Origin of the sequence: Phocaeicola sp. GP0067, assembly GCF_031119655.1 — a bacterium.
Lineage (GTDB): Bacteria > Bacteroidota > Bacteroidia > Bacteroidales > Bacteroidaceae > Phocaeicola > Phocaeicola vulgatus.
In genome coordinates this window covers 1-13,779 of the sequence record NZ_JAVHZY010000039.1, presented here as the reverse complement: position 1 = coordinate 13,779, position 13,779 = coordinate 1, and the positions used below count along the sequence as shown (strand labels likewise).

Here is a 13,779-nt window from a genome sequence, read left to right as displayed (position 1 = left end):
TTATGAAATATATTAAATTATTATTTTTATCTCTGAGTTTTGCAGCAACATTCACAGCATGTGATATGACTGACTTTGGCGATATTAACAAAGATCCCAATGAACCGTCGGAGGCTAATACTGGTATGTTGTTTACATACGCTTGTACTTATGTGAAATACTTCTCTATGAACTCAAATTATTATTACCCGTGGACGCAAATGTATCCGGGGTATATGTCCGAGAAAAATAATAATCAGTATGGTGCGTTTGGCGGACCTACTATGAGTACAAGTTCTTATTATCTTTATCCGTTGAAGAACTGCCAGAAGATTATTGACTTTAATAGTGATGAGGCTGAAAGAGGTAAACCTGCCATTGTACAGTTTGGTGATAATGCCAATCAGATTGCGGTTGCACGTACATTGATGGGATTCATCTATATGCACCTTACAGATGCTCTAGGGCCACTTCCTTATACAGAAGCGTTTCAGGCGGGTGAGGAAAATTTTACTCCGGTATTTGATTCACAGGAAACGATTTATGCTAAGTTAGATGCCGATTTGAGGGAAGCGTATAATCAGTTTAATGAAAGTGGTTCGTTGAGCACAGCCGACATCCTGTTCGATGGTGACATTCGTGCATGGAAGAAACTGAATGCTTCTACCCGTATGATGCTTGCTATAAAACTGGCAGATGTGGATCCTGCCGAAGGACGCTCGCGTTTTGCTCAAGCTTACGCCGATGGCGGTATTGAAGAAAATGCCTATAATTTGAATTATACTTTTGAGGCCAATACTGTGGGATATTTATATTATAATGGTGTAAACAATAATTATAATTTTGTTCCTAATAAGTATTATGTAGATCAGTTGAAGGAATTGAAGGACAACCGTCTGTTCTCTACTTGTTCGCTGATTCCTTTCGGCAAGACACAGGCAGAGGCGGGCGTGACGGATGAAGACCTGAAGAATTTTGATAAATACCAAGGTATGCCTTTGGGTATTGAGTCTGCAGATGTGAACACGTGGAATAAAGTCTGCTGTTTTTATAATCCTTCGCTCACACAGGTAACCTCTACTTTCCCTATTATTACTGCTTCTCGTATGCTACTTATCGAGGCTGAAGCTGCTCAGCGTGGCTGGATTCAAGCTGATCCTGCCCAACTTTATGCAGCTGGTGTGAAGGCATCATTTGAACAATGGGGAGCCGAAGGTGTTGATGAATATTTGGCACAGGAAGCAGTTGCTTATACGGGTACTGATGCTGATAAAATTAATAAAATTGCTCTTCAACGCTGGATCAGTGGCTTTATGGCTGATGGCTTTGAGGCATGGTCTGACTGGCGTCGTTTTGATATTCCAAAACTAGAAGTCGGTCCGGTTTGTACAACGATTGATCACATCCCTTATCGCCATCAATTTGATAGCGAAATTTATCAAGGTAATCTTGAAAATTATGAAGCTGCCGTGAAAGCAGATTTGAATGGTGATGATAGCCGTGAGCAACGAGTATGGTGGAATAGAAGATAAGATTTGAAGTATATAATTCTCTTTAAAGTTTCGTTTAAATATAGGGGACATTCTCAGTGATGAGAGTGTCTTCTTTTATTGAAATAAATCAAAAAATATATAGGATAAACGTTAGTTAAGACTAGGTAATTCATAAATTGCCTCGATGGATAGATATACGTATTGCTTTTTCTTATTGACTTTTGTTGTGTTCGGTTGGGTGGCATTTGAAGAATGCTATTGTTGGGATATTGAATTTTTATGAAGAAATTCTCCTGTTTTAAAGCATAAAAAAAGGCTATCTATCCCAGACAGCCAATCTTTTGTTAACCTTAAATCTAATACTATGAAAAACACACTGCAAAGATACGGACTTTGTTTATAATAGCAAGTTTTTAGTCTGTATTTCGCCGTTTTATAACATGCTTTATAAATATATCGCACCTTGTTAACAAATTAATTTAAAAATGTAAAGTTTTGTTTATTATGACCTTTCGGACTTTTTGTCTTATGAATGATAGAAGAGGGCAAATGAAAATAAAAGTATGTGATAGCTGTTTTTCTATTTCTTATTTTATATCTTTGATGTCACTTTACTGATTGAAAAAATAACAGTTACTTATGAAAAACAGACAGTTTATTGTATTTGCTTTTTTATTAGCATGTCCGTTGCTGTTACACGGACAGGAAACGTTTCTTTGTGGAAAAGAATCATGTAATAAAGGTTATATCCGGCATCCATGGTATGGAAAAAAGGTTGGTTATATAGGAGACTCGATAACTGATCCCAATTGTTATGGAGATAACATAAAAAAGTATTGGGATTTTTTGAAAGAATGGTTGGATATCACTCCTTATGTGTATGGAGTGAGTGGACGTCAATGGAATGATGTACCCCGTCAGGCAGAACAATTGAAAAAGGAGCATGGAGAAGAGGTTGATGCCATCGTGGTTTTGATGGGGACAAATGATTTTAATAGCAGTGTACCTGTCGGGACTTGGTTTGCAGAGAAAGAAGAGCAGGTGATGGCTGCCCGTGGTGAAACTAAAAAACTGGAAACGCGTAAAAGGCGTGTTCCTATAATGACGAATGATACGTATAAAGGCCGTATTAATATTGGTTTGAGTCATTTGAAAAAATTGTTTCCCGATAAACAAATTATTTTGTTGACCCCATTGCATCGTTCTTTAGCGGAATTCGGCGAAAAGAACGTACAACCGGATGAAAGCTATCAGAATAAATGCGGAGAATATGTGGACGCTTATGTACAGGCCATTAAGGAAGCAGGTAATTTGTGGGGAGTTCCTGTAATAGATTTTAATTCGGTTACAGGTATGAATCCGATGATTGAAGAACAACTTATTTATTTCTATGATTCGGGGTATGATCGTTTGCATCCTAATACCAATGGTCAAGAACGTATGGCACATACATTGATGTATCAGTTACTTTCTTTGCCTGCATCATTCTGACAGTTGGACATTCATATTTTGCCTTTTTGGAAGAGTTTGTCTATTGGGGAGAACCTTCGATGTTTCGATATGAATTTGAAGAATTGAAAAAATGTTCAAGTGGCAAATTGATGTTGTTTGAACATCTTTTTATTAGTTCTTATTTACTGAAAGAGTACTTGAACTATTGATTTTGAGCAATTTTCTATATTCTTGTATCATTTTTTATGGTTTCTTTTCTTGTTTACTTTTGCCTAAATCTTTTAACTTATAAAATGTATATGAAAAACATGAAATTAAAAGTATTACTTGTTTTATGTGCTTTACTCCTGTTATCGGCTTTTATTGCTGAGAGAAAAGAGCCCATTACTATTTTTATGATTGGTGATTCTACCATGGCGAATAAAAGTCTGAAGAATGGTAATATAGAGCGTGGTTGGGGACAAATGCTTCCCGGATATTTTACGGAAGAGGTTGTGGTGGATAATCACGCTATGAATGGATGAAGTTCACTCAGTTTTATCAATGAAGGACGTTGGGATGTAGTGCTTTCTAAAATTCATAAAGGTGATTATGTATTTATTCAATTCGGGCATAATGATGAGAAATCTAGAGTCACATTACATACAGAATCCGGAAGTACCTTTGATGATAATTTAAGACGTTTTGTGAATGGAACATGTGCTAAGGGAGGAAATCCTGTACTGTTCAATTCTATAGTTCGTCGTAATTTCCCCCCCCCTAAAGGTGTGACGGAGATAAAGGGTAGTTATGAAAAAGAAGGTCCGGTATTGGTTGATACCCATGGGAAATATCTGGAATCTCCCCGTCGGGTAGCCGGAGAAATGAATGTATCTTTTATTGATTTGAATAAATTGATCCATGACTTGGTTACCGGTATGGGAGTCGAGAATTCAAGAAAATTGTTTATGTGGATTCCTTCCGGACAATATGAATTTTGTCCGGAAGGGAAAATTGACAATACTCACTTGAATATATATATGGTGGACGTCTAGTTGCCAGGTTGGTTGTGGACGCTTTGATGGAAGAAGTGCCGGCTTTGGCAAAATATGTGCGACGTTATGATTATGTGGTGGCGAAAGATGGGAGTGGGGATTTCTTTACAGTTCAGGAAGCAGTGAATGCGGCAGTTGGTGGTGGCAAGAAAACAATATCTATACTTGTCCGTCCGGGAGTATATGAAGAGTATGTTTCTATGCCGGAATCATCGCCTCGAATAGAATTGGTGAAACAGACAGGGGCTGAGATCAGGGATAACGGGTTCACACAAGATGTTTATGTGGCACCTTATAAGGGTGACAGAGTGTGTGCTATCAGTTATCATTTGATAAGAACAGGGTAGGTACATGTACCGAACAATATCCCATCGGGGGAGATAAGTCGAAATCGACTCCTGCGTCTTTAGATAAATGGGTGGAAAGCTTGGTAAACTCCGGTAGATAGGGAGTTGGCAATGATACATGGAATATCGCAGGGATATGATGCTTTTCAAAATCCTAAAATATTGTGGAAATAAGGTAAAGGCTATGGAAAATGAAATATGGGTGGGTACATTTAGAGAGGTAGTTGCCTATACAAAAGAACGAGAAAAAAATCGCTTGAATGTGCTAGAAAACGGCTATGACATAACTCCTCATTTGGATATGAATGCACAATTATTTACAGAACCACTGACTATGGTATTGAAATCTGTGGGAAACAGAGTTTCGGAGATTAGGCAAGATGGGAAAAAGCTTTTTCTAAAGAAGGATGCTGATAAGGTTCTTTTCGATTTTAATCCTTATGGATGGATGATTCAGATTCGTTTTATCTGAAGTGTTGGATATAGTTTTAAAACTAGAATAGGGAAATCCGTTAGTCTTTATTGTAACCATTTAAGGTGTGATAATAAGATTAACGGATTTGTTTTTTGCTCTTTTATAAAGTTACTCAGAATTAATTTCTAAATTTGTTCCCGTTAACTTTATTCCTTTTTCAAAAGAAATAAAATGGAAAACACAGAGAAACTGATTGTAGAACAACTGAAAAATGGCAACGAAGATGCTTATAAATACATCTATGATTATCATTATGTTCTTTTATGTCATATAGCAAATCAATATTTGAACGATAATTTTTTATCGGAAACTATAGTTGGAGATGTAATATTTCACCTTTGGGAAATCAGAGAAACTTTAAACATTACTATTACTATTAGAAGTTATCTGATAAAGGCCGTTCGTAATCGTTGTATAGACTATCTGAAATCTAGATCTGAAAAAAAGGAAATTTCATTTTCAGTTTTAGTACCGGAAGAGATGTCTGAAGAAAAGTATTTGCAGTCGGATAATTATCCTTTGGGAATATTATTAGAACGTGAATTGGAGCATGAAATCCGTATGGCAATAGATAAACTACCGGTTGAATGTAGATGTGTTTTTGAAAAAAGTAGATTTGAGGCGAAAAAATATGAAGAAATTTCTCAGGAATTAGGTATTTCCATAAATACGGTTAAGTATCATATAAAGAATGCATTATCTTTCCTTCAGACTGAATTGAGCAAATATTTAATTGCTTTGATTTTATTTTTTTCGTGTTAAAACAGAAAAAAGTTCTTTTAGGACTACCCTGTATTTAAAATAAATCGTCTTCACTTTAGAAACAACAAAGATGAAAGCAGAAAAAGAACATATTGATGAATTAATAGTATCCTATTTAAGTAATGAGTTGGATGGAAATGCTGTGCATGAACTGAAGGAGTGGATAGCTGCGTCTGTGGAAAATGAAAAGTATTTTATGCAGCGGCAAGAAATTTGGTTTTCTGCCATAAGTGTGAAAGAGGATGTTAAATATGATAAGAGCAAAGCATTTGAACAATTTAAAAATAGAATTGCTAATCAGAGGTTGAATGATAAAAGAGAACGTGAAAATTTCTGTTTGTCTAAATTTTGGCGTTATGCAGCTGTTATTGTTGTATTGTTCTCAGTTTCTTATTTTTCTTATTGGAGGGGTGGAATAAGTATAAAAGAGGTATTTTCGGATATCATTGTGGAGGCTCCTCTTGGTTCCAGAACAAAATTGACCTTGCCGGATGGGACATTAGTGTGGTTGAATGCCGGATCGCGTATAACATATTCACAAGGATTCGGAGTAGGGAATAGAAAAATAGAATTGATAGGAGAAGGGTATTTTGAAGTTAAACGAAATGAAGAAGTTCCATTTCTTGTGAAAACGAATAGTTTGCTGGTAAAGGTATTGGGAACGAAATTTAATTTTCGGGACTATCCGGATGATGCAGAAGCCATTGTTTCTTTGTCCGAAGGAAAAGTGGCATTGAATAATTTATTGAAAAAAGAAAAAGAAGCTTTTTTGTTACCCAATGAAAGGGTGGTCTTGAATAAAAAGAATGGCAGAATGCATGTGGAGTATTCTACTGTTTCCAATGCATTACAATGGACTAATGGATATTTATTTTTTGATGAGGAATTGTTGCCGGATGTTGTGAAGGAGTTAGAACGTAGTTATAATGTGAAAATACAAATAGCTAGTGATACTTTGAATACTTTCAGGTTCTATGGAAATTTCGTTCATCGTGAGCAAAATATTCAGGAAGTTTTGGAAGCATTATCTGCGACCCGTAAGATTCATTATATTATTGAAGGACACAATATAACTTTATATTAAGTAGGGAGTGGATTAAAATTGTTTAACCTTAAAATTAAAAGTATGAATAGAATTAGAGCTGTAATACTGTGATAGGGGTACGAAAGGGATGAAAAAGAAAAGGTGGGAAGATATAGGGATTTTCCCACCTTGATGAAATCTCTTTTTCGACTTATGATTGTGAGTGCGCTTTTAGAGAATGCAAAGTTAATGATTTTTCTCTTTAAAAGCTAAGTTCATTTAATTTTTTAATTAATAAATTACTAATTTATGAAAAACAAGAGAAAGGCCATATTATTGGTCGGGGCTTTGCTTTGCCTTAATTTGAATATCTTCTCACAGAATATACCATTGAAAATGAATAAAGTGTCGGTGAAAAAAGCTATGACTGAGCTAAAAGAAAAAAGTGGATATTCATTTGTGTATATAGCTGGGGATTTAGATACGAAAAAGATTGTTGATATAGACGCTGAGCAACTGCAAGAAGTTATTGAGCAAATCTTGGAAGGACAAAATGTTTCTTATGAGATAAAAGATAAAAATATCGTTATTCGGAAGAAGGAGGTAGAACAGTCCATGTTGAACGAGAAAAAATTACAAGATATTTCAGGGCTTGTGATGGATGTTATGGGAGAACCTATCGTAGGAGTTAATGTGATGGAAAAGGGGACTACTAATGGTACTATTACTGATATGGATGGTAAGTTTTTACTTAAAGCTCCTGCGAATGCAACTCTTATTATTAGTTTTATCGGTTATAAGACTCTTGCTGTTAATTTGGAAGGGGAAAAGAATGTGAATATAACTCTGAAAGAGGATTTGGAACAATTAGATGAAGTGGTGGTGGTTGGTTATGGAACTCAAAAAAAATCTAGTTTGACAGCATCCGTGGCGACAGTGCCTGCAAAAGAACTGAGTAAACAGATGGGGCATTCTGTTGCAGCTGCTTTGCAGGGGAGGGCTCCAGGAGTAGAAATATTGCAAAAGGGGGGAGAAGCTGGGGCAGATATCAAGATACTTGTTCGGGGAGCAGGTACATTTGGTGCTACTGAACCTTTATATGTTATTGATGGTGCATTTTCTAATAATGGGCTAAATTCGTTGAATCCTTCAGATATTGAATCAATAGAAATCCTGAAGGATGGTTCGGCGGCTGCCATTTATGGCTCTCGCGCTGCAAATGGGGTTGTGCTGATAACTACCAAGCATGGTCAAAAAGGTAAAGCAAAAGTTGAAATTTCTGCAAACTATTCTTTGCAGACTCCTTCTAAATATCTTGATTTTCTAGATGCAAATGAGCATCGCGAATATACTAAGCAAATTGTTGAAAATTCAACAAACCAGACTCAAGCTCCAGAAAATATTCATCCTACTAATCCTGATATTAATACTGACTGGCAAGATGCATATCTAAGAAATGCTCCTATGTATAATTTGAATGCTTCAATTTCTGGTGGTGGTGAATATTCAACTTTTAATACAAGTTTGGGGTATTTTGATCAGCAAGGTATTATGGAATTTTCTGGTTTTAAGAAATATAATGCACGTGTCAATGGAACGTTTAAGAAAGGACGTTTGACTGTTAGTGAAACTCTTTCTGCTGCTTTTACAAATAAGGAGCCTCAAGTAAGGATGGTGATGGGGATTCCTACTGTTCCAATGACTGATGTAGAGGGAAGGTATGTATCTGCAGGTAAAGATTATTATGTAAATGAAGGAAAAGTTACTAATCCGTTTGCATCTTATTCCAATACTGTTCGAAGAAATAAAACAGTTAATGTTACTGGTAGTTTGAATATAGGACTGAATTTATATAAAGGATTGGATTATAAGCTACTACTTGGAGGTGACTATATATCAACAAATAATATATCTCGGTCCATTGCTTTTGACTCCAATTGGGATGAGAATGGTAATGCAGATCCTGATTATAGCAGAACGATTAATTCACTATCTGAAAGTCGTGGACAGCGATTTAGTTATACAATTGATAACATTTTGACTTATAAGAATATGTTTGCTGGTCATACTATTGACGCAATGGTAGGTACAAGTTGGATGAGAGAATACTATAGAACTATGGGGATTGGTTCTGGTTCTACAGATTTGGGTGGTCCTAATATTACTATTTTTAATGGGAAAGGAGATATAACAAGTGAAGAATACAATTCAGCTTTACTCTCCTTTTTTGCTCGCTTGAACTATGACTATAAGGAGCGTTATCTTGTTTCTGCAAGTATTCGTAGTGATAAATCTTCCAAATTTGCTAAAGGAAATAGGGTCGGTTACTTTCCTTCGGTTTCAGTGGGTTGGAATATACATGAAGAGAATTTTTTTAATATAGAATGGATAAGTAAAATGAAGATTAGAGCTAGTTATGGTGAATTAGGAGCTAATTTTATAGATTCATATTCTTTCCTTTCTACGGCTTATGGTCCAATACCTTCTGTATTCGGTGAAAATCAGATTGGTCAAAGTAGTGTGATGAATGGTTATGTAACCAAATTTGCTCAGGAAAATTTGACTTGGGAAAAATCAATATCTAAAAACGTAGCATTGGAAATGGCTTTTCTGAATAATAAAATTTCTTTTACAGCTGAATATTTTTGGAAAGATAATAATGACTTACTTGCTCCATTACTTCCATTAGCATCATCAGGGCAAACCATTATGACTAATGGGGGGGATTTGCCAGTTTTTAATTCTGCATCTGTTGAAAATAAAGGTTTTGAATTTACGGTAGGTTATCGTAATAATTGGAAGGATTGGAGTTTGGATGTTACTGCCAATATTTCGGCATTAAGAAATAAAGTAAAGAGTTTGGGTGAGGGAGTACAACCCATTAAGGCAGAGGTGATGATGAGTGGTTCTTTTAATGACCGTCCTACTATTACTAAACCGGGCTTGCCTATTGGTACCTTTTGGGGATATGTGGTGGAAGGTTTTGATAATGATGGTAATTTTATTTTTCAGGATAATAATGGTAGTGTGAATGGTGTATTGACAGGAAAACCGGATGGGAAGATTGATGAGAATGATAAAACGGATATTGGTAATCCTCATCCGGATTTTACTTATGGTTTAAATATAAATGTAGGTTATAAGAATTGGGATTTGACTGCTTTTTTCCAAGGAACGCAAGGTAACGATATTTTTGCTTTAATGAAATATGATTGGTATTTTGGAGGAGCTAATAGTGCTACCCTAAAGGATGCTTTCTATAATTCATGGACTCCGCAAAATCCTAATGCAGAAGCTCCTAAACTGAATAGTAAAAACAGTTCTGGCATAAACTCGCTTCCAAGTACATTCTATGTGGAGGATGGTTCTTATTTCAGATGCAAGAATCTACAAATCGGTTATTCCTTTAATAAGAAATTATTGCAAAAATTCCATATAGAATCATTTAGAATATATGCGGGGGTACAAAATTTATTCACTATCACAAAATATCCCTTGTATGATCCCGAAGTTAGTTCAAACGTGTTGTTTGACAGAGGTGTGGATGGTTTCTGGCAAGCACAGGAAAGTCCTCATGAAGCAACAATGAATTCTAGAGTATATAATCTTGGTGTCAATTTAACTTTCTAAAAACAGAATAAGTATGAAAATAATGTTGCGTAAAATTATAGTTATCATCATCAGTTTTGTAACTATTGGAATGATGGGCTCATGTGAAGATATTTTTAATGATTTGGCGGTGAATCCTAATCAATCAGACGTTAATTCATTTTATACTACACTAGAAAATTGTAATAAGGGAATTCTTGGTATCTATGGGTATATTTCGACTCCTCGTAATTTGGGAGCTTGTGGATTTGGTTTGATGTTGACTCGTAGTGATGAGGGGTGTTCGGTAGCTGATTATGGAGTACCAGGTGCTTATAATGAAGAGTTTACCCCTTCCTATTATTCATTGGTTCAACCTTTTCAGTTAATGTATACAGCTGCTTCCCAAGCTAACCAAATGATTGAAAGTCTTACTGAAATAGAATTCAGCAATAAAGAATTACAGGATGCATATTTGGGGGAGGCTTATTTTCTTCGTGCATTTACACATTTCTTTTTATTCATCAATTATAGGAATATTCCTTTGATTAAAGAATTGCCTAAGGCTCCTAATGAATATAAGCCTCAGGCAACACCTGAAGAGGCTTGGGATTTTATTATAGATGATCTGATCAAAGCTAAAGATTTACTTCCTGACAAGAATTTTTGGGATGCTAAAAATAAAGGACGTGTGACGAAAGCTTCTGCTTATGCACTTTTGGGTAAGTCATATCTTTATAGATCCGGTATTGAACCCAAATATGGAACTTCACAAATAACTTATTATAATGAGGCTGCTGCGGCTTTTGCAGAAATCATTAATGGTAATTGTGGGGACTACAGATTGGTAGATGACTATTCATGGAACTTTGATGTGGCACATGAAAATAATGATGAATCTATTTTTGAAGTACAATTTGTCGGAGTGTTGAATACAGGATTTAACCCAGGATTTGTGGACAGTGGGTTGTTCAATGACGTCCGGTGTAAAATGTGTATAATGAATAGAAGTAGAAATTCGAATAGTTCTGCACAGGTTATGCACAATTGGTTATATGATAAATTTGTAGCGTCAAAAACAGTGACAGGAGAAACTGATCCACGTATGTTTGGTTCGTTTGTTTTTAATGATAATGTATCGGAGATTATACGTCCGAAAGGTATGAAGGTTACTTTTCTTGAAGGGAAGGACTGGGAAGCAGAAATGGGTTCAAAGGAAGGAACATTTGGTGAACAATATGAGTTGGCAATGGGATATAAAATGTGTAGTAGGAAATGGTTGGATTGGACCTTACCTCCGACAGATGATGCTGGTGGGCATTTTTTTAATGGACGTGCACAAGGAGTAAACTGGAGAATGATTCGTTATTCGGATGTTTTGCTGATGTATGCTGAAGCTGTAGTAATGGGAGGGAAAGCCACTGCAAACATAACCCCGTTAGAAGCAATAAACAAAGTACGCGATAGGGTAGGAGTACCTCATGTAACAGAAGCTAATATGAGAACTATTGAAGATGAACGTATTCTAGAACTTACCTATGAAGGCTCCCGATTCTTTGACTTGCTTCGTTGGGGTAAAGTAGTAGAGCGTTTTCGCGAATTGGAAAATACTGATCCTTTGTTTAAAAGGTTTAGCAGGGCTCAATATATGGGGTTTAAGGAAAATAAGAATGAATGGGTTCCATTGCCAATTGATGAAGTAGAGGGTAATCCATATATCACTAAAAATAATCCAGGATGGTAATTAAAAATAGAATAATTATGAAAGTATTTTATTATATTATATGTGCAGCTTGCTTTGCCGGCTGTGTGTCATCTTCCAATGATAAAACGGTGAAAGAGAATGGTCGAACATTGCATAATGGCATTGTGCTGCCCGAGCAATGGCCTCCTAGTATGATTGATGATGGAGTACGTCGCGAAATGTCTTTACCTTATATTTCAAACAAACCGACTGTTATTTCTGTAAATTTAGGACGCCAATTATTCGTTGATGATTTTTTAATTGCAGAAACAGATATGGAGCGTGTTTCCCATAAGGCTATGTTCTATGAGAATAATCCGGTACTTGCTCCGGATAAGGAGTGGGAATACACTTTTGAACGTGCTCCTTATGCTGCTCCTTTCAGTGATGGAATATGGTATGATGAAAGCGAACAAAAATTTAAAATGTGGTATTTGGCTGGTGCCGGATCTATGCACAAACATCGTCAAAGCTTTTATACTTGTTATGCAGAGTCAAAAGATGGGAAGCATTGGGAAAAAGTGAATATGGATATAGTGCCGGGTACGAATATTGTAGATACTTGTGATCGGGATGCGGCTACAGTTTGGCTCGATAAAATGTGTCCAGAACCAGAAAAACGTTTCAAACTCTTCAATGTGGAAAAACATAGTGGAGGATGGAAAATAATTTTAAAATATTCAAAAGATGGTATTCATTGGTCGGAAGGAGTTGCGCAATCAGGACCGGTGGGGGATCGTACCACTGCTTTCTATAATCCGTTTACTCAAAAATGGGCTATTAGTCTACGGCAGGGGAGTAAAGCAGACGGACGCTCTAGAGGCTATTTGGAAAATGAAGATCCAGAGATGGCAGTTAGCGTGGCGCATTCATTGGCTAAAGGAATAAAGGATAAAAATATAGTTTTGTGGTTTACTCCTTCCGATAAGGAACTGCCACATCCTGAATTTCCTGATGTGCGTCCAGCCATTTATAATTTTGATGCTATGCCTTATGAAAGTGTTATGCTAGGGTTCTATGCTATGTGGAAAGGACCAGAGAATGATCTCTGTGGTAAGTTAGGTATTCAGAAAAGAAATGAAATAGGGATGGGATATAGTCGGGATGGTTTTCATTTTTATCGTCCCAGTTATGAACCTGTTATGGGAGTAAATGAAACGGAAGGGGCATGGAATTGGGGAAATATGCAGTCTGTTATTGGCGTACCTCTCATTGTTGGTGATTCTTTGTATTTGTATTCTAGTGGAAGAATGAAGAATAAAGTGATGTGGGATGGATTTACTTCTACTGGGTTGGCAACTTTACGTCGTGATGGGTTCGTTTCCATGCATACAGACACAGAAGGGGTACTTGTTACCGAGAAAATAAAGTTTGATGGTAATCATTTTTTTGTGAATGCACAAGCAAAGGATTTGCAGGTGGAGATAATGGATGAAAATGGTAATGTGATTACGGGATTTTCCAGAGAGGATTGTAAGGAAATGAATGATTTGAACAGTACTAAACAATTGGTAACTTGGAAATCAGGTAAAAAACTTGCTGCTCTTTCAGGCAAGATAGTTAAAGTGAAGTTTTATGTTACTTGTGGCGATTTATATGCTTTTTGGATTTCTCCATGGGACACAGGAGAAAGTAGGGGATATACAGGTGGTGGTGGTCCGGGACTCAATCCTTGTGGAATCGATATTAAATAATTGATATGTGTAAAACATAGTTGTGTTACATCGTGTATTTTGTTGGTGGAGGTGTGTCGTAATGCACGATGCACCTCTTTTTTTGTTCATCACTATACAAATCTGTTCACTTTCTTTAAGCTGCGATCTTTTGAAGATTTCTTTGATTTATGTGTTCCCAGCATCTAAAAACAGCAGTTGTAAGCTC

7 protein-coding genes and 1 pseudogene are annotated in these 13,779 nt (G+C 36.3%); all 8 read left to right on the top strand.

Features of this window, described 5'->3' with window-relative positions:
* Nucleotides 1-2 precede the first annotated feature (2 nt).
* The 8 genes and pseudogenes from RE317_RS19445 (at nucleotide 3) to RE317_RS19410 (ending at nucleotide 13,592) form a co-directional block, all read left to right on the top strand.
* Complete coding sequence (locus RE317_RS19445) at nucleotides 3-1,511, top strand: SusD/RagB family nutrient-binding outer membrane lipoprotein (protein ID WP_117873976.1); 1,509 nt, start codon at nucleotides 3-5, stop codon at nucleotides 1,509-1,511.
* A gap of 600 nt (nucleotides 1,512-2,111) precedes the next feature.
* A complete protein-coding gene (locus RE317_RS19440; protein WP_008667939.1) occupies nucleotides 2,112-2,963 on the top strand; it encodes an SGNH/GDSL hydrolase family protein in 852 nt (283 codons plus the stop codon).
* Nucleotides 2,964-3,232: 269 nt separating this feature from the next.
* Nucleotides 3,233-4,777 (top strand): annotated as a pseudogene (locus RE317_RS19435) (pectinesterase family protein).
* A 174-nt stretch (nucleotides 4,778-4,951) separates the two neighbouring features.
* Nucleotides 4,952-5,542 (top strand): RNA polymerase sigma-70 factor, encoded by a 591-nt coding sequence (locus RE317_RS19430; protein WP_008667942.1) that lies wholly within the window; start codon nucleotides 4,952-4,954, stop codon nucleotides 5,540-5,542.
* 70 nt (nucleotides 5,543-5,612) lie between these two features.
* Nucleotides 5,613-6,626, top strand: a complete 1,014-nt coding sequence (locus RE317_RS19425; RefSeq protein WP_005842620.1) for a FecR family protein — start codon at nucleotides 5,613-5,615, stop codon at nucleotides 6,624-6,626.
* 249 nt (nucleotides 6,627-6,875) lie between these two features.
* Nucleotides 6,876-10,196, top strand: coding sequence for a TonB-dependent receptor (locus RE317_RS19420; RefSeq protein WP_008667946.1), 3,321 nt, complete (start codon nucleotides 6,876-6,878; stop codon nucleotides 10,194-10,196).
* Between the two features lie 13 nt (nucleotides 10,197-10,209).
* The gene (locus RE317_RS19415) at nucleotides 10,210-11,898 is read left to right on the top strand and encodes a RagB/SusD family nutrient uptake outer membrane protein (RefSeq protein ID WP_007842253.1); all 1,689 of its coding nucleotides are present in this window, start codon (nucleotides 10,210-10,212) and stop codon (nucleotides 11,896-11,898) included.
* Nucleotides 11,899-11,915: 17 nt separating this feature from the next.
* Nucleotides 11,916-13,592 carry a hypothetical protein gene (locus RE317_RS19410; protein ID WP_005842613.1) on the top strand — a complete coding sequence of 559 codons (1,677 nt, stop codon included), beginning with the start codon at nucleotides 11,916-11,918 and terminating at the stop codon, nucleotides 13,590-13,592.
* Nucleotides 13,593-13,779: the final 187 nt, after the last annotated feature.